We start from the raw sequence: 25,858 nt of genomic DNA, 5'->3' as shown, positions 1-25,858 counted from the left end.
CAATTCAAAGATAAAAACTTGGATAATCAAAAAGGCTGATTGGGTGACAATCAGCCTTTTGGTTGGTACTTTGATGATTATTTCACATCTTTCCAGAATTCTTTGTTTAGCAAGTAAACAGGAATTAGTAGGATAAGTAGGAATAGTACCACAAATGCACCGTAGATTTTGCGGTCATGGCGGACAGGCTCAGCCATCCACGCCATGAAGTTCACCAAATCACCGACACGAGCTTCATACTCTTCTTTACTTAGGCTTTTTTGCATATTGTGCAATACGTGTGGCATTGCAGCATTTGCAAGTACTAAGTTGTTTGCGCCCCAAGGACGGCTTGGATCTTCGTAGAAGCTAAGTAGATAAGTATATACCCAGTCATCACCACGTAGGCGAGTTTCTAGTGATAGATCTGGTGGTGCAGCACCGAACCATTGACCTTGTACTTCAGGATCAATACCAGCGGTGATGTGATCACCGATTGCATTGGTTGTTACCATCAAGTACTTTTCAACAAGCTCTGGTGGAATGTCCAAATCTTGTGCCAAACGAGAATGGCGAACATACTGAGCTGAGTGACAGCCGACGCAGTAGTTCATAAAGGTTTGAGCACCACGCTGTAGTGAGCCTTTGTTGGTTAGATCAATTGGCGCTTTGCTACATTCTAGGGTTACAGCAGTACCATCAGCTTGGGTATAAGTACCACAACCAGCACCGCCTGCCGCCATGGCGTTGGTGCTAGCAAAAGCACCAACAGTAGCCAACACAGCACCAGCACCGAATTTTACAAGTGAATTAAGTGCTTTCATTAGTGACCTCCGGTTACGCGTTCTGGCGGTTGTTTGCACTTCTCGATTGATGTGTAGAATGGCATCAATAGGAAGTACAAGAAGTAAAGTACAGTACAGATACGACCAACGATTGTAGCAGTTGGGCTAGCTGCTGTACCACCTAGATAGCCTAGGATGATGAAGCTTACAACAAAGATTGCCAATGCGATTTTTGATAGCATACCCTTGTAGCGGATAGAACGTACAGGTGAACGGTCAAGCCATGGTAGGACAAACAATACAGCAATCGCAGCACCCATTGCAATCACACCACCAAGTTTGTGCGGAACGGCACGAAGGATGGCATAAAATGGCATATAGTACCAAACTGGTGCAATGTGTGGCGGTGTTTTTAGACCGTTTGCCACTTCAAAGTTTGGTTTTTCTAGGAAGTAGCCACCACCTTCAGGTACGAAGAACACCACTGCAAAGAAGCAGATGAAGAAGACAACGATACCAACCATATCATGCACTGTGTAGTATGGGTGGAATGGTACGCCATCTAGTGGCACGCCGTTTTTGTCTTTTAGTTTCTTAATGTCGATACCGTCTGGGTTGTTTGAGCCGACATGGTGTAGTGCAACTAGGTGCATGAATACTAAGCCAACCAACACTAGCGGAATAGCGATTACGTGTAGGGCAAAGAAACGGTTAAGTGTGATGCCAGAGATTAGGTAGTCACCACGAACCCATTCAGCCAAACCATCACCAATGAATGGAATTGCCGCAGGTAGGTTCAAAATAACCTGTGCACCCCAGTATGACATATTACCCCATGGTAGTAGGTAGCCGAAGAAGCCTTCAGCCATCAAGCATAGGTAGATACCCATACCGATTAGCCATACTAGCTCACGCGGTTTCTTATAAGAACCGTATAGCAAGCCACGGAACATATGCAGATACACGACAATAAAGAATGCCGATGCACCAGTTGAGTGCATATAGCGAATCAACCAACCGCCTTTAACATCACGCATGATGTATTCAAGCGATGCAAACGCACCTTCTGCGCTTGGGTTGAACATCATGGTTAGCCAAATACCAGTAACTAGCTGGTTGACCAAAACAACCATCGACAATACGCCAAAGAAATACCAAAAGTTGAAGTTCTTTGGTGCGTAGTATTTTGACATATGGTATTCATAAGTTTCGGTCGCAGGGTAGCGTGCATCCACCCAGCTCATAAACTTCTTAGCGATACTCATGATTATGCCTCCCCAACGGTCAAGATAGTGCCACTGATGCTATAGACAGGCACTGGTAAGTTTGTAGGGGCAGGAACACCGCTATAAACACGTCCAGCTAGGTCATATAGCGAACCGTGGCATGGGCAGAAGAAACCGCCATACCAATCAGCGCCACCAAGATCAGCAGCGCCCACTTCTGGACGGAATGTCGGTGCACAGCCTAGATGCGTACAAACGCCTTCAACCACCAGAACCTCTGGGGTCAAAGAGCGAGTTGCATTTTTGCATTCTTCAGGCTGAACCGATAGCTCAGAATTTGGATCGCTTAGTTTAGGGGTTACTTTCTCAAGGTTTGCCACCATTTCTTCGGTGCGTTTTACGACAAAGATTGGTTTGCCACGATATTTCACGGTAATCATCTGACCGTTCTCAACACCAGCGATGTCTTGAACGACAGCAGCACCTGCGGCTTCCGCTTTGGCGCTTGGATACCAAGAACGCACAAATGGGGTGGCAATCGCACCCACACCGACTGCACCGATGGCAGCAGTGGTTGCGATTAGTACTCTACGGCGTTTAACATTCACGCCTTCGGCATGGCTCATTAAAACTTCCTCCAGAAAAAGAATGGGAGTATCCCATACTGGGTGTGTGGCATTTATAATAAAACAATTTTATTATAGATGCCACATTTGCTGTGCCTATTTTGCTAAATATGACTATTTTAAGCTATTTTTGTAATAAAATAAATTCTTCTCTTACAAAGTTTCGAAAAAAAGTCGCAAAAATTTTAATGAATTAACAAAAAAGTGGCTTTTGTTAATCTATAATTATCACTGTTTAATAATTTATAGAATAATCATAAAAAATAAGCCAATTTTCATCTCTCATATGTTACTTTATTTTCGCCAATATTTCTACTTTGCTAAGCCAAAATTGTGTAAAAATTAGACAAATTGACGATTTATCGTTAGAAATTATAAATTAATTGATTTATAAATAACCAAAATAATTATAGTTATACTAACTAAATTTTTACAAGTTTTTAAAAATATAAGTGGAAATAAATTAAGCGTGTGATTTTGGATTTTGGCAATGTTTGTTAATTCATTTTGTTTTGATAAATTATTAAAACTGGATAATAAAAAACTCCCGATAATAATCGAGAGTTTTTTTGAACGATAATCGTAAAATTAACGCTTTGAGAACTGTGGACGACGACGTGCTTTGCGCAGACCAAGTTTTTTACGTTCAACTTCACGAGCATCACGAGTAACGAAACCAGCTGCTTTTAGTGCAGGTTTGTAAGTTTCGTCTTGTTCGATCAATGCACGAGTGATACCGTGACGGATTGCACCTGCTTGACCATTGATACCGCCACCAACAACAGTGATGTATAGATCAACGCTGTTAGATAGGTCTAGAAGTTCTAGTGGCTGACGAACAACCATACGAGAAGTTTCACGACCGAAGTATTCGTCAAGTGATTTACCGTTTACAACGATGTTACCTGTGCCTTTAGACAAGAAGACACGAGCGGTAGAAGTCTTGCGGCGACCAGTGCCGTAATTGCGTTCCATAATGTCTCCTTAGATGTCTAGTACTTTAGGTTGCTGAGCTGCGTGTGGGTGTTCAGTACCCGCATACAGTTTTAGCTTTTTGATCATTGCATAGCCCAAAGGACCTTTTGGAAGCATGCCTTTTACAGCTTTGTGCAACACATCTTCTGGCTTGTGTGCTAGAAGTTTAGTGAAGTTGGTCTCTTTGATACCGCCTGGATAACCAGTGTGGCGATAGTACTTCTTGTCCTGAGCTTTTTTGCCAGTTACAGCAATTTTGTCAGCATTGATTACAACGATATAATCGCCAGTATCAACGTGTGGAGTGTACGATGGCTTGTGTTTGCCACGCAGACGAGAAGCAATTTCAGAAGCTAGGCGACCTAGTGTTTTGCCTTCAGCGTCCACGACATACCAGTCATGTACAACTTCAGCGGGTTTGGCACTGATAGTAGTAGTCATATAAAACCTATTTAGTTGAGTTTGAGAGATAGACAAATAAAAATCTCAAGCCATAAGCTTGATTTTATTTGTTTTTTAAGTTGGGGAAACGAAGGGCTCTCAAAAAACAGTCCCCATTTTACCAAATTTTATAGCACCATTGCAAGTGCTATTTGGCATTTGATAAACTTTTTTGTCAAGATTTGTCACTGATAAATGATACATATACTGTGGTTAGGTATCACTTTTTCTTATCATCATCGTCATCATCACTATCACCCGGAATGATGGCTTTGCCGACGGCGACTGTGCCTTTGACGACGCCTTTGCTGGTTTTGTAGGCGATTTTGGCAGGTACAGTGACGACTTTATGGACGCAAGCTTGTAATAATAGTGCGCTTGACAATAAACTGATTAATAAGATAGCTTTCATAAATTATCCAAATGATGTGCTATGCCATTATAGCGTGGCAATAGGTGTGAGTAAATAGGCGTGCGCTTGCCCGACTTTGGTGTATTTGACGGTGTCAAATTGCTGAAGTGTCTGCTCATTGAGCACGGCATCAATCGGCTTATCCGCTTCAATATAAATCAGCGTATCGCTATGCATGAGCTGACGAGCCTGTAGTGCGTCCATCAGCGGTTGCCATAGCATCGCAGCGTAGGGCGGGTCGATAAAGATGATATCAAAAGGCGTGTCCAATGTCTCAATCACTGCCACTGCATCACCATGGATAATGCGTGTCGTGGTATCGATGTGTAGTAGTTTGGCATTGGCGGTGAGCTGTTTAGCCTGTATGGGATTTTTTTCGATTAAGACAGCACTGCCTGCACCACGAGAAATGCACTCAAAGCCAAGCACGCCACTGCCTGCGCAGACATCAAGCACACGAGCATCAGTAAGCGCACCCATTAGCCAGTTGAACAATGTCTCACGCAAGCGGTCAGGTGTCGGGCGTAGTCCATCGGCATCAATAAAAGATAAAAGACGACGCTTATGCACACCGCCGATGATGCGTACTTGATTGGTTTTTTTGTCGTTATTTTTTTTGGTTTTCATAAATGGCTAAATCTTGGCTTTTATAACTATTTATACTGCTTATAAAGTTTGTTACTTATACAGCTTATGCGGCAGTGTATTTTGTGATTTGTAAAATCACGCCGTCAATTATTGACACAACGCCTTGACAATCGCATCATTCATCTTGGGATCAAATTCAAGCTTGGGCGCACCACAATCAACGCTAATACCCAATGGATAAGCCAGTGCACGACGCTCAAAAAAATATAGATTGGCTGATTTTAGCGCCCCATTAGTACTGACATTGGCGGTATCGAGTACGACAAACTGAAACACCTGTGGCTTGATATATGACCAAGGGCGAAACCAAGTGCTTTTTGGGACTTCGGCGACGATGACACTGCCTGCGGGTAGCTTAGCTTTGGTATCATCAAACCAAGTGTATTCGCTATACACCTGAAAGCAAATCATACCAATGCCTGCAGCGGCCGGCACAATCCATTTTGGCGTTTTTTTATAAAACAATCGAATTGGCAGAACAAGCCCTGCAAACAAAAACCCTGAAAATACGGTTGCCAAAATTTCCCAAAACATCATTGTCGTCGTATCCTTTTGTTAATCAGTTGTTCATCAGTCATTTTATCAACTGTATCAATAAGCCATCCAAAAAGCTTAAGGTGCTGATTTTGATAAATACTTGCAAAATCAATGCGGTTTATTATAGTCAAGCTTGGCAAAAATTGCTAGAAATGTTTTTATAACCCAAATAGATGTATCAATTTATTTACAAAACCTGTCTTGAGCGCCTTTTGTGACTGCTTTGGATAAATGAAAGCAACCATCTTTACAAAAACTATGTTAAAATTATCGCCATTTAACATACTCACAAAGATTATACCAAACCCATGTTTTCGACCCTGTGGCAAACACTGACCGAACATCCTGAATTTATCGCCATGCTGACCATTCCGCCTGTGACGGCTTTTGTCACTTGGGCGCACGTGTGGATGGCGCTTGAGATGCTGTTTCGTCCAATTAAGTTTTGGGGCATTGCCATCAAAAATATGCCCTTTGGGCTCAAAGGCTTGGGCTGGCAGGGGATTGTGCCTGCCAAAGCAGGTAAAATCTCGGGCGTGATTGTTGACCAAACGCTCTCAAAGCTTGGTTCGCTCGATGAATTTTTTCAGGCAATGGAGCCTGAAGAGATGGCGGAGTTTATCACGGCGACGGTGGATAAGAACCTAGAAAGCTTGATTGATGAAATCATGCTAGAGCGTTCGTATGCCCTGTGGACGCATATGCCGTATGCCATTCGCCGTCGTATCTATGCCTATGTACACGCCAAGCTGCCAGATATCATGAAATCGCTTGTCATGGATTTGACTTATAATGTTGAAGAGCTGGTCGATATGCGTGCGATGATTGTCAGCAAGATGGAAAAAGACCGTAAGCTGATGGTAGATATGTTCCTAAGAGTTGGTAAAAAAGAAATTAACTTTATTTGGAAAATCAGCGCACTGATTGGCTTTGGCTTTGGTGTGGTGCAGATGGTGCTGTTTTATTTTGTGCCGCAGCATTGGACAGTGCCGTTTTTTGCGATGGTATGGGGTGCTTTGACCAACTGGATTGCGATTTGGATGGTGTTTAATCCTGTTGAGCCACGCCGTGTGCCATTTATTCGTCTGTTTCGCTATGAGATGGATGGTGATACCAAAAAAGTGGTGTGGATGCGTCCGCATTGGCATCGCTATTCATGGCAAGGCGGTTTTATGAAACGCCAAGATGAAGTGTCAAGCGTGTTTGCAGAAATCGTCGTCAATGAGCTTGTAACACTTGAGAATATCATGCATGAGATGATGTATGGGCTACGCGCAAATAAGACCCGTGAGCTGATGAAATCGCATCTGTATGAGATGCTGGAGTCGCCTGTGGTAGCAACGACGCTCAAGGTGGGCATGGATGAGCGTACTTTAGATGATTTTAAAGATACTATCTTGGATAAATCCATCGATGCGACGATGGTGCCAATCCGTGACCCTAAGCTCAATACCTCACGAGCCAGTAAAATTTTTGGTCTATTTGAAGGGCGGATTCGTGCACTGACGCCCAAAGAATTTCAAAACCTGCTAAGACCTGCTTTCCAAGAAGATGAGATGACGCTCATCGTGCTTGGGGGGATTACGGGCTTTTTGGCAGGATGGTTGCACTTGGTGATGGTGTTTTTTTAGGGAAATGTACCCACACCCACCAAGATAAGCCAAATGGTGCATGGCATCATTCAGCTACTATTATAACAATGCAAAAACTTTGCACAGTAACATGAGTTAATGACGATGTTAATTACAGAACTTGGATATTTTTCGCTATTGCTCGCCTTGGTGCTTGCGATATTACAAGCGATTTTGCCCGCCATTGGTGTCATCAAGCACCAAGTGCAGTGGCAGCGACTGGCACCAAGCCTAGCGACGGCGCAATTTTTGGCGACGATGGTGTCGTTTGGCGCACTGATTGCAGGGTTTTTGTACAATGATTTTAGCTTGGTTTATGTCGCCAAGCACTCAAACAGTCTGTTGCCTTGGTATTATAAATTGTCAGCAACTTGGGGTGGACACGAAGGTTCGCTGCTATTATGGATGACGATTTTGGCGACTTGGTGTATGCTTGTTGCGGTTTTTAGTCGTGGCTTGCCCCTGGATATGCGTGCTCGTGTGCTGTCGATTCTAGGTGCAGTGCAGACAATGATGCTTGCGATGATGATTTTTACTTCATCACCGTATGACCGTGTGTTGCCAAATCTACCTGTCGATGGCGCTGACCTAAATCCACTACTTCAAGACCCGGGATTGATTTTCCACCCACCGATGCTGTATATGGGCTATGTAGGCTTGGCGGTGCCGTTTGCATTTTGTATGGCGGCGCTATGGGCTGGGCGACTGGATGCAGTATGGACTCGCTGGAGTCGTCCATGGACACTGACTGCTTGGGCGTTTTTGACGCTGGGTATCGCGCTGGGTTCTTGGTGGGCATACTATGAGCTTGGCTGGGGCGGTTGGTGGTTCTGGGATCCTGTCGAAAATGCCTCATTGATGCCGTGGCTAGCTTCGACAGCGCTGATTCATTCGCTGGCTGTCACCGAAAAGCGTGGCGTGTTCAAGGCATGGACAATCATGCTGGCGATTTTCTCATTTGCACTTAGCTTACTTGGTACATTCTTGGTGCGCTCGGGTGTCATCACTTCGGTGCATTCGTTTGCTGCTGATCCGACTCGTGGTTTGGCAGTGTTGGCGATTTTGGCAACTGTGATTGGCTTTGGCCTGTTGATGTTTGCGTTGCGTGGTTGGAAATTGACCGTTGAGAGCAGTTATCGTCTAAAATCTCGTGAAACAGTATTGGTGATTAACAATCTCATCTTACTTGTAGCGACATTGGTGGTACTACTTGGCACATTGTACCCAATCATCGCTGACTTCTTTAAGCTTGGCCAGGTCTCTGTTGGCCCACCGTATTTTAATGCCTTGTTTGTGCCTTTGACTTGGCTACTGCTTGGCTTCATGGGTGTGGGTGCGGTGATGCGTTATAAATATGACAGCCGTCCGCTACTAGCGACAATGATGGCGTGCGGTGTCAGTGCCTTAGTGCTTGGTGCATCGGTGGCGTGGCTGATGTCTCAGTTAGCCGAAGAGCCAAAATTTGATTATAGCGTCTATGTGACGGGTATTCTCAGCATATGGGTGCTTGCCTTTATAGTGTTTGACATCAAAGATAAGCTTAAGCACAACAAAGGTAATATCGCTCAAGGCTTGACCAAGCTATCACCGAGCTACTGGGGGATGCAAATTGCCCATCTGGGTGTGCTTGTCTGTGTGCTGGGTGTGGCAGGTACAAGCAGTATGAGTATCGAAAAAGATGTCGCTATGACGGTCGGTGACAGCGTGCATGTACAAGGTTATGATTTTCATCTACAAGCTTTTGAACAGGTGAAAGGGGCGAACTATGATGCCACTCAAGCAACCATCACCGTCAAAGAAAACGACAAGCTCATCACCACACTATATCCACAAAAGCGTGATTATGTCGTCAGCATGATGCCAATGACCGAAGTGGGTATGCGCCCAAGCCTATTAAAAGAAGTCTATGTGGCACTTGGCGAGCCCATCACTGATGCCAAAGGCAAAGTCAATAACAACACTTGGGCGGTGCGTGTCTATGTCAAGCCGATGGTGCGCTGGATTTGGCTCGGTGCGATTATCATGGCTGCCGGTGCGTTTATCGCCATCATTGATAAGCGTTATCGTCTTGGCAAATCAAAAGCAAAACACATCAATCAAGGAGCATAAATATGGCAAAGTCAAACAAACGCTTGCTTACTTTTATCATTCCGCTTGTCATCTTTATCGGATTGGTTATCATGCTATTTATGCGACTGGGCAAAGAAACTGATGTGCAGACCAGTCAGCTGGTGGGTAAGCCGTTGCCTGCTTTTAGCCTGCCGCTGCTGTCCGACCCTGCACGCACGATGACTAATAGTGACTTGCCAAAAGAGCCATTTTTGCTCAATGTATGGGGTTCGTGGTGTCAGACTTGCTATGTTGAGCATCCATTTTTGATGGAGCTACACGCAAAAGGCGTGCCGATGATTGGCGTGAATTATAAAGATGAACTTGCCAATGCATTAGCTTATATTGATAAATACCAAAACCCATTTATCTACACCATCCAGGATTATGAAGGCAAATATGGCTTGGAATTGGGGCTGACGGGCGCACCTGAAAGTATGATTGTCGGCACCGATGGAGTGGTGTATAAGCACGTCTTGGGTGAGATTGGTGAGAAAAATTGGCCAAGTCTGCAGGCGTGTATGACAAGTGTGGCTGATGCGTCCTTGACCAAAGATGCTAAATTGGCAGCGTGTGAGTAGGAGTCCTAGATGAAATTAAATCACTCAATCATGGCGCTACTACTTGGCATGAGTATCAGTACGATGGCGATGGCAAGTATTGATATTTATGAATTTGATTCGCCGCAACAAGAAGCGCAATATCGTGGGCTGATTGAAGAGTTCCGTTGTCCAAAATGCCAAAACCAAAATCTCGCAGGCTCAGATGCGCCCATCGCCCAAGACCTAAAACAAAAAACCTATGAAATGGTCAAAGACGGCCGCAGTGATACCGAGATTCGTAACTATATGTTTGAGCGTTATGGGGATTTTATCAGTTATAAACCCCCTGTACGCCCATCGACTTGGATTTTGTGGTTTTTCCCGCCTGTGCTATTGGTGCTACTGATTCTAGGCTGGATTTATAAGGCGCGCAAAGGTCGCAGTCAGCTGTCAGCTGATGATACACAGGCCTTGAGCAGTAGCGAAGAAGCCAAGCTTGCCAAGATTTTGGCTCAGCATGGCGACAAGACTGATGACAAACAACACTAAGGGCAGTATATGACACAAAGTTTGGTTTTATTTTTTTCGTTGTGTGCTGTCTTGACGGTACTGCTGTCGCTGGTGGTGATTCTGCCTTGGCTAAAAGCAAAAAAAGCTACGGATAACCAGCTGATGTCGGTCAATGTCAAGGTGTTTGGCGAGCGTATCGCCGAGCTTGATGCGGACAAGGCGGCAGGGCTGATTGATGATACACATTATCAAGCACAAATCACCGAGCTAAAACGCCAGCTACTCGATGCACAGACAGTTGCCGAAAGCCATGCGCCAGTCGGTGCTAAGGGTCGTGCCATTGTGATGATTTGGATACCGATTTTGGCGGCGGTGGCGTATCTGACGACAGCTGACCGTACGCCTGTGTTTGCGCTATGGCAAGCCCAAGATACGGTAGGGCAAGTGGCAGATGATTTATTGACCGGTAAGATTGATACACCGCCTGAATGGGCGACCAAAGACTCAGCGGCGCTCATCTCTGCCATGCAGACCAATGTGCATCATCATGCCTATGATGCCAATCGCTGGATGCGTCTATCCGAGCTGTTTATGATGCTTGATGCCAAGCCGCAGGCGATGGAAGCATTGGCACGAGCCAATCGCCTTGAGCCTGATAATGATGAGATTGCGCTGACCTTTGCTCAGACCAGTTTTTTTGTTAATGATGGTAAGCTAGATACAGCATCACGAAATGCACTATTGAGCATTTTGGCAAAAACACCAACCCACGAAGGTGCACTGATGATGATGGCAATGGGTGAAGCCAAAGCGGGTAACTTTAGCGAAGCCAAAGCATGGATTGCACGCCTACGCTCAAGCTTGGTGGCAAGTTCGGGCGACCGCTCTGAAGCCTTAGCAAGCCTTGATAAGCTTGTGGCAAATATCGATGCCCAAGAAGCACAAGTCGCTCAAGGTGTCAGCGTCACAGTCGCAGTCAGCCCTGCAATGGCATCACAAATCAAGCCTGAAGATGTGCTGTTTGTGTCAATTGGCGAGCAGACAGGTGGTGCGCCGTATGCGGTCAAGCGTCTATCAGCCAGCGAGCTAAGTAGCAATCAGGTGGTGGTGAGCTTGAGCGACCTAGATGCAATGATGCCATCACGCACACTCTCAAGCGGCCGTGCATCAGGCAAGGTCTTGGTGGTCAATGCACGCATCAGTAGCTCAGGCAATGCCATCGCCCAATCGGGTGATTTATCAGCCAATCCTGTGGTGCTTGATAAGCAGTCGGCGGTGTCCTTGACGATTTCTCAAGTCGTGCCATAATCTTGGTAATCTGATGCGATTTGCAGATTTGAGTAATCAATAAAACTTGCGCCCAATGGTGCAAGTTTTTTTATTATTTATAACATATATTTATTATAAACTGATAAGTTCACAAAAATCGCACACTTTATTAGATTTTGTCATAAAATTACTTGAACAATTTGGCATCGTGCTTTATAGTAGCTAGGGCAATCGGGCGACTATCCGCCATTCATGACAACATTCGGAGAATTATTATGATGCGTATCATTCTATTAGGCCCACCAGGTGCAGGCAAGGGCACTCAAGCACAGCTTATCTCAAAAGAGTTTGGCATTCCGCAAATCTCAACAGGGGATATGCTACGAGCCGCTATCAAAGAAGGCACAGAGCTTGGTAAGCTTGCCAAGAGCGTCATGGATGCAGGTCAGCTGGTGTCTGATGAGCTGATTATTAATCTGGTCAAAGAGCGTATCAGTCAGCCTGACTGCGCTAATGGCTGTATTTTTGATGGTTTTCCACGCACCATTCCACAAGCTGAAGCGCTAGCGGCAGCAGGCGTGGGTATTGATTTTGTCATCGAAATCAGCGTGCCTGATGATGAAATCGTCAGCCGTATGTCAGGTCGCCGTGCACACCTTGCATCGGGTCGTACTTATCATGTGGTGTATAACCCACCAAAAGTCGAAGGCGTCGATGATGTGACTGGTGAGCCACTGGTACAGCGTGATGATGACAAAGAAGAAGTCGTGCGTGACCGTCTGTCGGTCTATCATGCGCAGACTGCAACCCTAATTGGTCATTATCAACAAGTCGCCCAATCAGGTGAGAACGCCCCTGCGTATCACGACTTTGATGGCACAAAAGCCATCGACACCGTGCGTGATGAGATTTTTGCGGTGCTAAAGAGTAAGTAAATCTGCTTGATAGCAAACACCCCAAGTGATGTGTATCGCTTGGGGTGTTTTTTTGCAGGATTAATTGGGCTATTTTTCAAGATGTGCATACAAAATCTTGCGTAGTTGTAGGATGGTTTTTGGGTTTTCGTGGATATTATGACTGCCTGTGATGATGGTCTCACTGGTTGCGCCATCTAGGTGCGAACTGCTATACGGCACGATGCCGTCAGAGATTTTATCACCGACACTATCGCCTGCTTGATGGATGCCTTTGTTATCCCCCATGATGGTGTGATATGCCACTTTTGGATGAATCTGCACATCTTTGGTCAGTGCCACAAACGATGAGCGATCCGATAGCTGACTTGCGCCATTTTGTAGATATAACGAACCCAGCACGCTGTTATCATCTTCACCCAGATTCATCAGCGTGTTACCGACCATTTGGGTGAGATCAAGTGGTAAGTGAATGATGCGTCGTGCTGCTCGAGTGAACCAACGATCGGCATAATCCGTCCCACGAAACGGCGCAGACAAAAATACCGCCGTATCCACCTGCGGTAGGGCATTGAGCGTGAACCGCTGTTCGAGTGCTTGCTTTTGAGCATAGCTCATTTGGTTATATAGCTTGCGCTGGTCTTTGCTTTCTAGCTGTTGTAGCTTGGGCATCAGCTCATCATCAGACACCATCAGTCGTGAGATGACACCGCCCATGCTATGTCCTATCAAGATGGCATTATGACTGGCTACATCATCGCCTGTCGGATCGACACTGGCAAAGCTGTGCTCAATGAGTTTGGCGATTTGGTAGCGATTTTCTAAAATGGGCAAGTTGGTCGAATACGCAATTTGCCACACCTGATAGCGTTCGTTGAGCTCAGGGTCGGACAGTAGCGTGTTGGTGAGATTGACCCACGTTGTAGGGCTAGATGCCAAGCCATGAAGCATGATGACGACTTTTTGGTTGGGATCATAAGGCTCAAGCATGAACAGCTGTGGTAGGGCAATGCTGTCTTTTTTGGCAAGCATATTTAGGATGCTAAGCTGTTTAAGCTGATTTTCAGATAGCCATAGCGCATACCCTGCCGAGAAATTGGCGGCTAATGGGTAGCTTGTGTCAAATAGCTTAATCTCTTTGTGCTGCTGTGGATTAAAAAAATAACCGTCAAATTCCCGTGCACCAAGCACTTCATCAAGCGTATTGCCTTTTGGGATGATGATAGCGGTCAATAGCACGTGCCCCATTTGGTGAATACGGGCTTGATACTGTGGGTCATTTGGCGTGGGCTGCGCACTTTGGGATTGACCGAGTGACTGACTAATCTGCGCTGTATAGCGGTCGCCAATCGAGCCAACAAAGCTGACACCCAAGCCAAACCGCCGTGAATTGACATCCAATTTGGACAATCTGGCATCATAAGCCGACACCAAATCCGAAAACACGTGCTGACCACCTTTGGCAAGCTTGCTCAGATAATAAGGGTTATTCTCTAGCGACAAGGTCAATGTGGTTGGCTGATTGTCATCGGTTGTGACGACTTTGTTAAATGTCACTTGATTGAACACAGGCTCAATGGTCGGCTTATCCAGTCCATAATGAAACTGGGTCGCACTAGCAAATGCACCACGTTCTTGTGCGTATAATTCACGTACAATGTCATTGATACTGAGATGATAAATATCTTGAATACGAGCATCGGTATCGCTAGCAAGATGCGTATTGCTGACGATAGACTGCTGTAGATGCTGATAAAACAAGTACGCATAGCTGTGCTTGAGTGCATGATACAGGGTATCACGATAGTTACTGGTGCAGGTTTGTTGCGCTTGTTTTTTGGCGAGTAATTCATCTTGTGATGGCGGTGCATTGGCATAATTTGGGTCAATCGGCTCTCTATCGAGTGCCATGCGACAGTCATCCATCGCTGATAGCTGTTGGGCTTTGGTGTAGTATAGTTCGGCAAGCACTGCCAGCGTCTGACGACTGTCTTTGCCAAGCGATAATGCCTTGATACCATCAATACAGTCGGCAAATTCATTCATGCAGCTGTCTTGCTCATAGCCTGATGACAGCAGTGATGAGCGTGTGGATGCGCTGACGGATGTGCCGGTGACAATGCTACTTCTGGTCTGTGCCATCAGTTTGGCTGCGTTTTGCTTCGGCGGGGTAAGATGTGCACAGCCAAATAAGGTCAGCGAAACACCGAGTAAGCAAGCTAATCTACGAACCATTACCATAAAAAATTGCCAAGCGATAATTTATAATACTTTTACAATAAATTCATAAAAAAATTTTCCGCACAGTTACCCATGCGGAAAAAATCTCTCTATCCGACCATGATAGGGCGAATTAGCGTTCTAGCGATTTGATATTCAGCTGATTGTCAGCGATGTTCCAAATGTAGAAATTGCCACTTTCAATCATGCGGATTTGTTCTGCGATTTGGGTGTTGTTTGGGTTTTTGGCTGCCAAATCACGCAGGCGTTTTAGTGCAGCGGTTTTGTTGTCGCTGATAAGGTCGGCTTGGGCGATGCTTTGTTCAGCTTCGATATAGCCAAGTGATGCGGCTTTATCTAGGTATTTGCGACCTTCTTTGAATGCGCCTGTTTCTGATAGCATCATACCAAGTAGGAAGTTGGCTTCAGCGTGGTTTGGCTGTAGCTCTAGGGCTTTTTGCATATGTGCTGTTGCGCGTAGGGTGTAGTCAGTGCCTAGATTTAGGTTACGTGCCATACCGTTGATTTTGGCAGCGCGTAGTACCACGTCAAATGAGGCATCAGGGGCGGTTGCATAAGGCTCTAGCCAGTCTGATAGGTATTTGACGTTTTCTTTGGCGACAAAGTCAGCGGTGCGAGTTGGGAAGTTGGTTGGGTAATGACGAGCGTTCGGGGCGATATCGTCCATGAACTCATCCATTAGGGTAACATCCAGCATAGTTGTGCCTGCACTGTTGGCAGGGATAAGCACAGTTGCAACGGTGCTGACATCACTGACGTTGACGCTTGGCGTTGGTAGATTTTTGACGGCATTGGTCAATAGGTTGGCTGAATTGGCATGGGTGATGGTTTGGGTGATTTCACCACGCAATACAGGTGCATAGGTGCTTGCAAATGCAGTGCTTGCAAATGCTGTGGTACAAAGTAAAGCAAGAGAAAGTTTTTTCATCTTAAGTTCCATAGTTGTCAATGTGCAAATTTACAAAGGATAAAAATTGGTGAAATCATAACAGATTTCACCGCAAGATGGGGTAATTTTTTATTACTCAGATGGACAAAATTTGTTGTTTGATTGTATCTGTTGGCGTAACAATCAAGTCATCATCGGTGTATCATCGGTATTGATTGGTAAGCTGTCTTGATATTGCTTAAGTTTAAAGAACAAAAAAGCACCAAAAACAACATTCACCACACCCGTGATAAAAAACAGCTCAGGCAGGCTACGCTTGAGTAGGGCAAGCACGATAATGGCAAAGATGGCAGAGATAACCATATACAAGGCATTAAAGATGTTATTAGCACCAACGATACGTGAACGATGGTCAACTGGTGAATAAGCCTGCATACAGGTATAAAGCGGAACGATATAAATACCACCGCTCAAGCCGAGCAAAAATAACTCAGCAAAGACAATGTACGTACCATCAGTGGCTAATAATTCGCTGACAGTATAAGGCAGTAGCTTAGGTTCGATAACCAGTGCATTGAGCGAGAAATACAGCGCAATGGCAAAAATCGACAACCCTGCGATACCAAAAGGCAGTAGGCGTAGGCTGACTTGGTTTTTGGTTAGGCTCTTGCATAGTAGCGAGCCAATGGCAATCCCTACCGAAAAAATAGTCAATAAGAAAATCACCACTGACTCATCACCGTGTAAGATGACCTTACTGACTTCGGGGGTCTGCGTCAAAAACGTCGCCCCATAGAACCAAAACCAGCTATTACCCATAATGACAAAGAACAACAGCGGTAAGCTGTACAAATGCTTGATGATGTCATAGCTGGTACGAAAGATATTCCAGTCAATCTGTAAATCAGGTACATGAACGGCGGTTTCAGGGATTTGGCGCGCAGCGATGTAGCCAAATATCGCCACAAGCAGGGTAGTTACCGTCAGCCAATAGTCTGAAAAGAACAATTGCGTCAGCACGCCTGCGGTCATCATACCAGTCAAGATGGCAAGGCTGGTACTGGTCTGAAACAGTCCGTTCGCGCCGACCAGCTCATCTTTGTGCATGGCTTCGGGTAGATAGGCGTACTTAATCGGGCCAAAAAAGGTGGACTGCGCCCCCATCGCAAATAACGAAATGAACAGCAGCCAATAAATTTCATAAATAAAGCCAATGGCGGCTACTGCCATGATGACGATTTCTAAAAATTTGATTTGGCGGGTGAGTTTGGATTTTTCGTATTTATCAGCGATTTGACCTGCCAAAGCAGAAAATAAGAAATAAGGCAAGATAAATAATAACGCTGCCAAGTTATTGAGTAGACTAACTTCCATGCCAAGCTTTGCAGCAGCACTATAAGTCAGCACCAAAATTAATGCTTGTTTAAAGACATTGTCATTAAACGCCCCAAAAAATTGGGTAAAAAACATCGAGCTAAACGCCCGACGACGAAATAGTGAAAGCTGACTTGCCATAAAAGTGTTAAAATCTTAAAAATGATGGCGGGATGGTTTGGTATCGATGCGATTTTGTGTTACAGTGTTCAAAAGATACGCCTGATTATACAAAATTTGCAAGCTTTGATACCTGTTATTCCCATAAATTTTGCTATAATAGCAGGAATTTGACAATTAAGCTGTGAAATTTTCAAGCTGCTAAAGATTTTGGACAAAACTTGTTCAAATCTACCATTGACATTTTTTAGGTTTTGTGAGTTGTTTATGCCAAGTCCACTGATTTGTTCGCCAAAACTTGCCAAGCCGACCTATCTATGGTTGGCTTGCTTATCGGTTTTTGGGCAGTTGACGATGTCTGCTCATGCACAGACGACGGCGCAGACAGCACCGACTTTATTAACCCCTGAACAAATCGATGCTAGATTACTTGCTGCTCGTCAAGCTGTGCCAAACACAAGCACCATTGACCTAGCGAGCCTACACACGCCAAGCGATGTACCATCAGCCAAGACAGCAACGGATACGGCAAATAATACGGCAGTTGATACACTTAATAAGCCGACAGACATATCAGGCAGTCATCAGGGTAATGATGTCAATAATGGTAATAATGGCAATAATGACAGCGCCGATGTGAATGTCGTGCAGGCATTGCCGATTTCACGTATCAATAGCACAGCCGTACCCATTGGACTGGATGTGGCAGCGGCGAATACTGCGGTTACGCCCAACACTTTGAGCACGCTTGGCATTGGTGAGGCAGATGGCATTGACCCGACGGCGTATATTCCTGAATACACTAACACAGATACGACCAATCAGACTTTGGTGGTGGAGCATGACACCGTCAAACAGCCCAATATTTTACGGCGTACCTATGATAGGCTGTTCAATGATGGGGTGAGTAAAGTGCCCCGCCTAAAGGTGCATTTTTTGCAGGCGGATACTGCCAATGGGCAAGCGGATGATGCTCTGATTGAGCTTAAGCGTAGCGACATCAAGCAAGAGCCTTATCAAAATATCAAAGCAGCACTCGAAGACATCACTGTCGATTCGGTAACTGACTTTCAAGGGTCGGTGGCACGCCTAAGACAGACAGCACAGGCGGCGGCTCGTGCGGTGGGCTATTATGATGTGCAGATGCGTATCACCAAAAAAAGCGCAGGCGAGATTAATCTTATCATTGATAAGCTTGGCGAGCCTGTACGTGTGGGCAACCGTGCGCTCGAAGTGCGTGGCGATGGCGCAACCAATCAGGCGTATCAAAGCGTGGTCAATTCATCCGCCATGCAGCCGGGCGATATTTTTAATCATGGCCAATACGAAGTCAGTAAGCTTGCCATCGAAGATACTAGTGGCGAAAAAGGCTTTTTGGATGGTAAATGGCTGAATAATTCGGTTGATGTGATTTTGCCTGATAATATCGCTGATGTCAGCTTAGTGTATGATACCGGTTCGCAGTATCATTTTGATAATGTGGTGTTTTTTACCTTTGATAAGGCAACCGGTCAGCTGACGACCGACCCTGATAAATTACCGGTCAAACCTGAATTACTCAAAAAGCTACTGACCTTTGAGATGGGTGATGCCTATAATCGCCAAGCGGTCAGACAGCTGTCGAATGATTTATTATCCACAGGGTATTTTAATGCGGTGAATACCGAAACGGTCTATCCTGATAAGGCGCAGGCGGCAAATTTGGTTAGCTTTGAAGATACAGCACCTGCGAGTGAGACGCCGAGCACGCAGGCGGTGGATTTGGGCGATGGTACGACGGCGGAGATTGCCCCGATTGAATTTAGTGCATCACAGATTATCAAGGATAAATTGGCGGCAGTCAGTCAAAAAGCCGAGCGACTGTACAATCTGCCTGCCGACCGTGTATTGGCGATTGATAGCCAAGATGAGAATAAGAGCTTGCTTGGGCGTATCAGTGATGCGGTGAGTAATGTTGTCAAGGCGGTGCTACCCGATGAGACCAAAGATGAAGGCGTGCCGTTTGCCTTGGGTGAAGATGGTAAACGCCCCGAGCTTGCGGACAAAAAAACACCCAATCAAGTCTATGCGGACAAAAAAGTCCCCTTGTATGTCTTTGTGGCATCAGACAAGCCACGAGATGGACAAATTGGTCTGGGCTGGGGCTCGGATACAGGCGCGCGCTTGGTGACCAAATTTGAGCACAATCTCATCAACCGTGATGGCTATCAAGCAGGTGTTGAGCTGCGATTGTCCCAAGACAAAAAAGGTGCAAAACTCTACGCATCACGACCTTGGATGCATCCGCTTAATGATAAATTACAAGCCAGTCTAAGCTATGATGAAGAAGTCATCGCGCAGGCATCGGGTTATGATTTGTCCACGCGTACGCTTGAGCAGGGTATTAGCCGTAATATCCAAAGCAAAACAGGCTGGAATCGCACGTATTCACTACGCTATCGCCTAGATGAGCTCGAAAGTGATGCACCGAGCGATACATGGCAAGATTTGCCTGTGGGCTTTGTAGCAGGGGGTGCAACCCAAGAAGTGGTGCTTGCAGGCATGGCACTGCACAAGACAGTAGCGGATAATCCAGTCAATCCACTACATGGCTATCGTCAGTATTATTCGCTCGAAGCAGGTGGTAAAGGCATCGTGAGTGATACAAACCTTGCCATCGCACAAGCGGGTATCAGTGGCGTGTATAGCTTTAGGGATAATGCCTATGGCAAAAATCGTGCACATCAGCTCGTGGCAGGGCTAAAAGGTGGCTATATTTGGGCAGATGAGTTTGACAAAGTACCGTATAAGCTAAGATTTTTTGCAGGGGGCGACCAAAGCATCCGTGGCTATAATTATAACAGCTTATCGCCAACTTCAAGCACGGGCTATCTGCTGGGCGGTCAAGCCCTGGCAGTGGGCAGTCTTGAGTATAATTATGAAGTGATGAAGGATTTACGCTTAGCGGTATTTACCGATGTCGGTAATGCCTATGACAAAAACTTTAATAACGATACCAAAATCGGTGCAGGCGTGGGCGTGCGCTGGGCATCACCGGTGGGACAGCTTCGGGTAGATGTCGCGACAGGGGTCAAAGAAGAAGGCACGCCGATTAAGTTGCACTTTTTTATTGGTTCACCTTTTTAGATGAATCGGTTACAATGTGCTTTGATGACTTAAGTTAAGGATTTTTATGGCAAATCAACCTATCCTACCAACTGATAATCAGACGCTTAGTGCTGATTTGGGGGATGATTTTGCCAAAAATTCTAGCAGCACCCCCAATCCGCCACCAAATCAGTTAAATAACTCAAACAACTCAAACAATCCAAACGAGCCAAATCCACCAAAGCGTACTTGGCTTGTGTATTTACTGCGTCTTATTATCACCACGATGGTGGCGGTGATGATTTTGCTACTGGCTTTGTTGTATGCCGCAGGGACAGAAAGTGGCACAAAATTCTTGGTCGAAAAAATCGCCACCGAAACCGGCACGACGCTCAAATACAGTCAGGGCAATCTGCGTGATGGTCTGTGGGTTAGTGATGTCAAAATCGTGCAAGGCGAAGACATCACCGTCCATGTCAATAAAGCCTACATTCAGCTAGGATGGCGAGCTGTTTTGGCACGCCAAGTACATCTGGTCAATCCTGATATTGACACCATCGAAGTGGTGAACAAAAAACCACCAACTGGCGAGCCGTTTGATTATGCGACCATCAGCCTGCCTGTGACTTTGCACCTTGAAAATGCCAAAGTCAAGCAAGTCCGCTATCTACAAACCGATGCTAAGCCTGTGATTTTGCACGATATTAGCGTGACAGATGCCAAGTGGTCAGGCTCAAAGATTGCGCTTGAACAAGCGGCACTTGGCTATGATGACACCTTGAGCGTCGCCAATGCCGCAGGGCAGATTGACCTATCAGGTGATTATCCACTCGATGCCACAGCTGATGTACATATCAAGGCACTCGATGATGTGTATTTTGACACACTGTCTGTCAAAGCAGGTGGCTCGCTCAAGCGTACCACAGGGACAGTGACCAGCAAATACAATCAGCATGACATCACAGGTAGCTTTATCGCACAGGGCTTGGATGATAATTCACCATTTAGCGCCAAGCTTGACTTTGACCATGTACTACTACCGTATGCCGAAGAGCAAAACATCACACTGTCCAATGGCACTATCACTGCTGATGGTGTGGTGTCAAATATCGAATTGCGTATCAACACCGACCTAAACGCCAAAGACATACCGTCTGGTCGGTATCGTGGTCGTGGCGTGGTGCGTGATGGCGGTATGGATATTGATTTTTTGAGCGCAAGCACGCCAAGTGGTGAGCTGACCGCTCGTGGCAAGATGGAATGGTCAGATGAGTTTGAGCTGGATGCGACAATCACAGGACAAGGCTTTAAAGTCCGCGAAGTCATGCCAGTTGAGTACAAAGATTATCAAGCCTATCTGCCACAGACTTTGACGGGCTCACTTGGGGTTAAATATCGCTTACTTGACAAAGCTAGCAATGACACTCGCTTTGAGTTTGACCTAGCACAGCACGATGGCGAAACAGTGCACGCAACTCTTGCCCAAAATCAATCCAAATCCGATGCGCCGTGGCGTATCGATGCTACTTGGGCAAATCTACGCCGCAGCCAAGTACCGCAGGTCGGTGAGATTGATAGCCGTCAAGGTAATGCTAACATCCGACTTGAAGAAGGTCGCACTTTTATCACTGCCAGTGCTGATATCACTAAGCTACATGAAGCACCAAGCGGCCGCTATACCCTTAATGCCAACATTGAAAAAGGTGAAACGGTTAATTTAACAGATTTTCAATATCAAGGCGGTATGGGTAAGCTTGTTGGCACAGGTCAGCTCAAATTTGCCACCACAACCACGCCTTTGACTTGGCAGATTGATGCCACTGCAAGCCCAATCAAGCCCAATGTCTATTTTGATACGCCAGAGCAGACGCCATTTAGCCAAATTGCAGGGCGTATCATCGCCACAGGGCGGATGCGAGATGAAAAGGGTGTGGGTGTCCATGAGATTGACATCAAAGACGGTGATTTGACAGCGCAGATGCTGACAGGCGAGACGGTGCAGGTATCAGGTCAAGGTGATGCCATCATCCGCCTAAAAGATAACCAAATCAATCACTTAAGTGCCAAATTTGATGGCAATCTTAGCCAAAACTATCTGCCTGAGCTGACCAAATCTGCCATCGGTGTCACGGTGGCAGGGGATTTGAATACGCTTGAATTTAGCCGTGCGGTACTGACCAATGACTCAGGCAAAGTGTCATTGGCAGGTAAGCTTGGTCTGACTGACGGTATCAGCTGGGATATGGCGGGCAGATTGGATGAAGTCAATACTGCCAAATTTGTCAAAGACAGCAATCTGATTGCGACCATCACAGGCGATGTGTCATCACAGGGTAAATACAGCGCAGGCAAGCTGGGCGATGTTACGCTCAAATTCGACGGCAGTGTGCTAAACAAAAACCTACCAACAGGCACAGTGGCGATAGATGCTAAGGGTAGCGGCTCAAAGTTTGTGGTCAATCGCTTTAGCCATCAAGGGCAGGCAGGTAAGCTTGATGCCACAGGCTGGCTGGATTTGTCAAACGGCGTGGCATGGCAGCTTGATGCGGATATGGCATCGCTGAATTTGGGTGCATTTGTCAAACAGCTTAGCACGGATATGACGGGCAAGGTGCGTATCGGTGGCGATTGGGGCAGTAGCGTGCAGATTGTCCGAGTGGATGATTTGAACTTGACAGGGCAGTTCAATGGGCGAGAGCTTAACGCCACAGGCTCGCTGTATGCCGAGCTTGCTTTGCCAAAAGATTTGCAAGGCTATATCAATCGTATCAAGGCGGCAAGCCATCGCCCCCGCTCAAAAGATGAGCTATTGAGCTTGCGTAGCCGTATCGATGCCAATGCTCGCCAAACCCAAAACATCATCAAAAAACTCAATGCTGATAATCTTAAAGTACAAATTGGCGAAAATTATCTTGCTATCACAGGCGATGAATCTCAGCTGACCACGAGTGTGAATATTGTTGATTTGGGGCAGATTGTCGATAAGACAGCAGGCGCTATCCAAGGCGGTATTATCCTGATTAATGATGATAATGCCTTGCCGACTTTGTACATTGATATGGCGGCATCAGGGGTGCGTGCGCCAAGCCTAGTTATCCAAAATGCCCAAGTCATCGGCAAGGTCATCAATCTTGGTAATACCGACAGTCAGCTACTCATGCAGGGCAATGATATCATTGTCATGGGTAAGGTCATCAAATCGGCTCGCGTGGATTTTTCGGGAACTGAAAGCGACCATGTGCTGTCTGTCGCCACCAAAAGCGGGGATATCGAAGCCAGTAGCAAGGTACAAGGCTCATTTGACCGCAATACCATGAAATACACAGGTGTGCTGTCTGATAGTAGCATCAAGAGCCGATTTGGGGTGATGGCACAGCGTCAGCCGACCGAGTTTAGCTATGGAATGAATGACAGTAGCGTGTATGTCGCACCACACTGCTGGCAGACGGCTCGCTCATCCGATGCAGGCGTGGGCGTGATTTGCCTACAAGATACGCTCAGCTACACACCGACCTCGGGCAATGTCAATGTGGTTATCCAAAATCTAGACACCCAAGTATTCTCAGCGGCACTACCAAGCGATATCGAATGGCAGTCATTGCTCAATGGTCGTGCTAAGGTCAGCTGGCAAAAAGGCAGCGAGCCTGTCGTGGATGCAGTGCTGTACTCTGACGATGGGCGACTGGGACTGACATCGGATGATACAGGCTATGTCGAGATGCCGTACAAGCGATTCTCACTGATTGCTCAAAGCGTCGCCAAAGGGCTAAAAATCCGCACCGATGTCTCAGGCGTGGCAGGTCAAGGCTATGCTGATGTGATTATCAATCCGTATCAAGACACCAAGCCAATCTCAGGTGCGCTCGTGATGAATGACATGAATTTGGCGGTGCTCAGACCATTTTTCCCGAATCTACAAGCGCTCACAGGCAAGGTTAGCCTAGCAGGGGGTTTGGGTGGTACTTTGACTAAGCCATTATTCTATGGCAATGCCAATCTTGATAAGGGTTCGCTTGCGATTGTCGGCGTGCCAATGGTGCTGACCGACATCAATGCCACCATGAGTATTCGTGGCACAAGTGCCGAGCTGACCGGTGGCTTTAATAGCGGTGATGGCAAAGGCGTGCTCACCGGCGGACTGGATTGGTCTCAAGAAATCCAAGCCAAGCTTGGTATCTCAGGCGAAAATCTGACGGTCAATCAGCCACCGCTTGTGGTCTCGCAAATCAGCCCTGACCTTGAGATTATCGTCAAGCCATTATCCAAATATGTCGATGTTCAAGGCGTGGTCAGTATCCCGACAGCGACCATCCGTCCACCCGAGACGACAGCGACCATCGTCAGTGAGTCGCCAGATGTGACCGTGCTTGACCGTCGCATCTCGGGCAATGTCGATAAAATCCTTGCCAAAGTTGAGCCGTGGAGCATCAATGCCAATATCGGTGTGGATTTGGGCAAAAATGTCGAGTTTCGTGGCTTTGGGGCGACTTTACCACTAGCAGGTGCGCTACATTTGACACAGTCAGGTCAAGGGGCAATGCAGGCGCTAGGCGTGGTGCAGGTGTCCAAGCGTACCAAGATTGACGGCATTGGGCAAAACCTTGAGCTAAATTACGCCCAAATCCGCTTTAATGGCGATTTGCTCAATCCACGCCTATCTATCGAGGGCGAAAAACAAATCGAAGGTCAAACCATCGGTCTGCGTATTCGTGGTACGGCAAATGCCCCCGAAATCGTGGTATTCAACGATGCAGGTCTAACCGAACAGCAAGCGATGAATGCGCTTATCACAGGGCGTATCAGTGAATCCAACGACTCTCAAATCACCGAACAAGGCTTTCGCTCACAAGTCACCAATCAGCTTGCGGCAGCAGGCTTAAGTCTTGGTTTGTCAGGTACTCGCAATCTGACCAACCAAATCGGTCAAGCACTAGGGCTGCAAAGTCTCACCATCGACGCATCAGGTAACTCAAGCGACACCAATGTCAATGTCACCGGCTACATCACGCCTGATTTGTACATTCGCTATGGCGTGGGCGTGTTTAATGCCGAATCAAGCCTATCGATGCGTTATCAGCTGACCCGCCGAGTCTATGTCGAAGCCACCAGTGCCGCCGAGAACATGGTGGATGTGATTTATCGTTGGAAATTCTAATAAATTTCAATGGCTTATATTGATTTATTAGAAATAACCAAACCAAATGATGACAAAGCAAAAACCCAAAAAGCACCATCGACTGACAGTGCTTTTTGGGTTTTGGAGAAAGCTGTTAAATTGTCGTTTATTTGTGGTTTAAACTCGTTCAAACCATCACTAAGCGACAATTTGGTTTATAAATTATGGTTTGACAAATTATTTGGTCAAAATCAAGCGGTTATTGCGAGTCAGACGCAGGCGATATTCTTCACCTTGATGCTCGATACGGACTTCCTTAGTCATGGCAAATAGATTTTGTGAATACAGCGTTGGTAGGCGAGTGCTTTCACGATTGCTGAAGTAGCGAGCGATGGTCATAGTCATGGCGATTTTCCTTTTATTGACG

The 25,858-nt window shown here is 46.2% G+C and carries 20 protein-coding genes; 8 read left to right on the top strand and 12 right to left on the bottom strand.

Annotated elements, in window-relative coordinates; all coding sequences use genetic code 11:
* Positions 1-77: 77 nt before the first annotated feature.
* From B0680_RS06125 to B0680_RS06090, 8 genes are all read right to left on the bottom strand, one after another.
* Entirely contained in the window at positions 78-803 is a 726-nt protein-coding gene (locus B0680_RS06125; protein ID WP_078254217.1) for a cytochrome c1, read from the bottom strand.
* Complete coding sequence (locus B0680_RS06120) at positions 803-2,008, bottom strand: cytochrome b (RefSeq protein WP_211271262.1); 1,206 nt, start codon at positions 2,006-2,008, stop codon at positions 803-805. Before B0680_RS06120 ends, B0680_RS06125 begins: the two co-directional genes overlap by 1 nt.
* A 23-nt stretch (positions 2,009-2,031) precedes the next feature.
* Positions 2,032-2,616 carry a ubiquinol-cytochrome c reductase iron-sulfur subunit gene (gene petA / locus B0680_RS06115; protein WP_078254215.1) on the bottom strand — a complete coding sequence of 195 codons (585 nt, stop codon included), beginning with the start codon at positions 2,614-2,616 and terminating at the stop codon, positions 2,032-2,034.
* A gap of 588 nt (positions 2,617-3,204) precedes the next feature.
* Complete coding sequence (gene rpsI / locus B0680_RS06110) at positions 3,205-3,591, bottom strand: 30S ribosomal protein S9 (RefSeq protein ID WP_078254214.1); 387 nt, start codon at positions 3,589-3,591, stop codon at positions 3,205-3,207.
* 9 nt (positions 3,592-3,600) lie between these two features.
* Positions 3,601-4,032: a 50S ribosomal protein L13 gene (gene rplM / locus B0680_RS06105; protein WP_078254213.1), complete on the bottom strand. Its 432-nt coding sequence runs from the start codon at positions 4,030-4,032 to the stop codon at positions 3,601-3,603.
* A gap of 220 nt (positions 4,033-4,252) precedes the next feature.
* A complete protein-coding gene (locus B0680_RS06100; protein WP_078254212.1) occupies positions 4,253-4,444 on the bottom strand; it encodes an NF038104 family lipoprotein in 192 nt (63 codons plus the stop codon).
* A gap of 27 nt (positions 4,445-4,471) precedes the next feature.
* The gene (rsmD, locus tag B0680_RS06095) at positions 4,472-5,071 is read right to left on the bottom strand and encodes a 16S rRNA (guanine(966)-N(2))-methyltransferase RsmD (protein ID WP_078254211.1); all 600 of its coding nucleotides are present in this window, start codon (positions 5,069-5,071) and stop codon (positions 4,472-4,474) included.
* 108 nt (positions 5,072-5,179) lie between these two features.
* The gene (locus B0680_RS06090) at positions 5,180-5,629 is read right to left on the bottom strand and encodes a hypothetical protein (protein ID WP_078254210.1); all 450 of its coding nucleotides are present in this window, start codon (positions 5,627-5,629) and stop codon (positions 5,180-5,182) included.
* Positions 5,630-5,937: 308 nt separating this feature from the next.
* Between B0680_RS06090 and B0680_RS06085 the strand changes: the two genes are divergently transcribed.
* The 6 genes from B0680_RS06085 (at position 5,938) to adk (ending at position 12,625) form a co-directional block, all read left to right on the top strand.
* Positions 5,938-7,260 carry a hypothetical protein gene (locus tag B0680_RS06085; RefSeq protein ID WP_078254209.1) on the top strand — a complete coding sequence of 441 codons (1,323 nt, stop codon included), beginning with the start codon at positions 5,938-5,940 and terminating at the stop codon, positions 7,258-7,260.
* 105 nt (positions 7,261-7,365) lie between these two features.
* Positions 7,366-9,369 (top strand): heme lyase CcmF/NrfE family subunit, encoded by a 2,004-nt coding sequence (locus tag B0680_RS06080; protein WP_078254358.1) that lies wholly within the window; start codon positions 7,366-7,368, stop codon positions 9,367-9,369.
* 2 nt (positions 9,370-9,371) lie between these two features.
* Positions 9,372-9,950, top strand: coding sequence for a DsbE family thiol:disulfide interchange protein (locus B0680_RS10735; protein WP_143821372.1), 579 nt, complete (start codon positions 9,372-9,374; stop codon positions 9,948-9,950).
* 9 nt (positions 9,951-9,959) lie between these two features.
* A complete protein-coding gene (locus tag B0680_RS10730) occupies positions 9,960-10,460 on the top strand; it encodes a cytochrome c-type biogenesis protein (protein ID WP_143821371.1) in 501 nt (166 codons plus the stop codon).
* Positions 10,461-10,469: 9 nt separating this feature from the next.
* A complete protein-coding gene (gene ccmI / locus B0680_RS06070) occupies positions 10,470-11,729 on the top strand; it encodes a c-type cytochrome biogenesis protein CcmI (RefSeq protein ID WP_078254208.1) in 1,260 nt (419 codons plus the stop codon).
* A 239-nt stretch (positions 11,730-11,968) separates the two neighbouring features.
* Positions 11,969-12,625: an adenylate kinase gene (gene adk / locus B0680_RS06065; protein WP_078254357.1), complete on the top strand. Its 657-nt coding sequence runs from the start codon at positions 11,969-11,971 to the stop codon at positions 12,623-12,625.
* 69 nt (positions 12,626-12,694) lie between these two features.
* Here adk and B0680_RS06060 read toward each other — a convergent pair whose 3' ends face one another.
* The 3 genes from B0680_RS06060 to B0680_RS06050 all read right to left on the bottom strand — a co-directional run bounded on the left by B0680_RS06060 (position 12,695) and on the right by B0680_RS06050 (position 17,249).
* Positions 12,695-14,845: an esterase/lipase family protein gene (locus tag B0680_RS06060; protein ID WP_078254207.1), complete on the bottom strand. Its 2,151-nt coding sequence runs from the start codon at positions 14,843-14,845 to the stop codon at positions 12,695-12,697.
* A gap of 112 nt (positions 14,846-14,957) precedes the next feature.
* Positions 14,958-15,773, bottom strand: coding sequence for a tetratricopeptide repeat protein (locus B0680_RS06055; protein ID WP_078254206.1), 816 nt, complete (start codon positions 15,771-15,773; stop codon positions 14,958-14,960).
* Positions 15,774-15,917: 144 nt separating this feature from the next.
* A complete protein-coding gene (locus B0680_RS06050; RefSeq protein ID WP_078254205.1) occupies positions 15,918-17,249 on the bottom strand; it encodes an MFS transporter in 1,332 nt (443 codons plus the stop codon).
* Between the two features lie 246 nt (positions 17,250-17,495).
* On the opposite strand from B0680_RS06050, the gene B0680_RS06045 reads away from it, so the two are divergent.
* Positions 17,496-20,354, top strand: coding sequence for an autotransporter assembly complex protein TamA (locus tag B0680_RS06045; protein WP_078254204.1), 2,859 nt, complete (start codon positions 17,496-17,498; stop codon positions 20,352-20,354).
* Between the two features lie 46 nt (positions 20,355-20,400).
* Positions 20,401-25,470, top strand: coding sequence for a translocation/assembly module TamB domain-containing protein (locus B0680_RS06040; protein ID WP_078254203.1), 5,070 nt, complete (start codon positions 20,401-20,403; stop codon positions 25,468-25,470).
* A gap of 198 nt (positions 25,471-25,668) precedes the next feature.
* Here B0680_RS06040 and hemP read toward each other — a convergent pair whose 3' ends face one another.
* Positions 25,669-25,830 (bottom strand): hemin uptake protein HemP, encoded by a 162-nt coding sequence (gene hemP / locus B0680_RS06035; RefSeq protein ID WP_228143766.1) that lies wholly within the window; start codon positions 25,828-25,830, stop codon positions 25,669-25,671.
* Positions 25,831-25,858 lie beyond the last annotated feature (28 nt).

Origin of the sequence: Moraxella pluranimalium, assembly GCF_002014825.1 — a bacterium.
Taxonomy (GTDB): domain Bacteria; phylum Pseudomonadota; class Gammaproteobacteria; order Pseudomonadales; family Moraxellaceae; genus Moraxella; species Moraxella pluranimalium.
The sequence above is the reverse complement of the archived record's forward strand: the minus strand, read 5'-3'. Positions and strand labels throughout refer to the sequence as shown.

What these genes read in the sequence shown, in the direction of transcription:
- B0680_RS06125 (WP_078254217.1), bottom strand. Translation starts at nt 803, where the DNA reads ATGAAAGCACTTAATTCACTTGTAAAATTCGGTGCTGGTGCTGTGTTG.
- B0680_RS06120 (WP_211271262.1), bottom strand. Translation starts at nt 2,008, where the DNA reads ATGAGCTGGGTGGATGCACGCTACCCTGCGACCGAAACTTATGAATAC.
- petA (WP_078254215.1), bottom strand. Translation starts at nt 2,616, where the DNA reads ATGAGCCATGCCGAAGGCGTGAATGTTAAACGCCGTAGAGTACTAATC.
- rpsI (WP_078254214.1), bottom strand. Translation starts at nt 3,591, where the DNA reads ATGGAACGCAATTACGGCACTGGTCGCCGCAAGACTTCTACCGCTCGT.
- rplM (WP_078254213.1), bottom strand. Translation starts at nt 4,032, where the DNA reads ATGACTACTACTATCAGTGCCAAACCCGCTGAAGTTGTACATGACTGG.
- B0680_RS06100 (WP_078254212.1), bottom strand. Translation starts at nt 4,444, where the DNA reads ATGAAAGCTATCTTATTAATCAGTTTATTGTCAAGCGCACTATTATTA.
- rsmD (WP_078254211.1), bottom strand. Translation starts at nt 5,071, where the DNA reads ATGAAAACCAAAAAAAATAACGACAAAAAAACCAATCAAGTACGCATC.
- B0680_RS06090 (WP_078254210.1), bottom strand. Translation starts at nt 5,629, where the DNA reads ATGATGTTTTGGGAAATTTTGGCAACCGTATTTTCAGGGTTTTTGTTT.
- B0680_RS06085 (WP_078254209.1), top strand. Translation starts at nt 5,938, where the DNA reads ATGTTTTCGACCCTGTGGCAAACACTGACCGAACATCCTGAATTTATC.
- B0680_RS06080 (WP_078254358.1), top strand. Translation starts at nt 7,366, where the DNA reads ATGTTAATTACAGAACTTGGATATTTTTCGCTATTGCTCGCCTTGGTG.
- B0680_RS10735 (WP_143821372.1), top strand. Translation starts at nt 9,372, where the DNA reads ATGGCAAAGTCAAACAAACGCTTGCTTACTTTTATCATTCCGCTTGTC.
- B0680_RS10730 (WP_143821371.1), top strand. Translation starts at nt 9,960, where the DNA reads ATGAAATTAAATCACTCAATCATGGCGCTACTACTTGGCATGAGTATC.
- ccmI (WP_078254208.1), top strand. Translation starts at nt 10,470, where the DNA reads ATGACACAAAGTTTGGTTTTATTTTTTTCGTTGTGTGCTGTCTTGACG.
- adk (WP_078254357.1), top strand. Translation starts at nt 11,969, where the DNA reads ATGCGTATCATTCTATTAGGCCCACCAGGTGCAGGCAAGGGCACTCAA.
- B0680_RS06060 (WP_078254207.1), bottom strand. Translation starts at nt 14,845, where the DNA reads ATGGTAATGGTTCGTAGATTAGCTTGCTTACTCGGTGTTTCGCTGACC.
- B0680_RS06055 (WP_078254206.1), bottom strand. Translation starts at nt 15,773, where the DNA reads ATGAAAAAACTTTCTCTTGCTTTACTTTGTACCACAGCATTTGCAAGC.
- B0680_RS06050 (WP_078254205.1), bottom strand. Translation starts at nt 17,249, where the DNA reads ATGGCAAGTCAGCTTTCACTATTTCGTCGTCGGGCGTTTAGCTCGATG.
- B0680_RS06045 (WP_078254204.1), top strand. Translation starts at nt 17,496, where the DNA reads ATGCCAAGTCCACTGATTTGTTCGCCAAAACTTGCCAAGCCGACCTAT.
- B0680_RS06040 (WP_078254203.1), top strand. Translation starts at nt 20,401, where the DNA reads ATGGCAAATCAACCTATCCTACCAACTGATAATCAGACGCTTAGTGCT.
- hemP (WP_228143766.1), bottom strand. Translation starts at nt 25,830, where the DNA reads ATGACCATCGCTCGCTACTTCAGCAATCGTGAAAGCACTCGCCTACCA.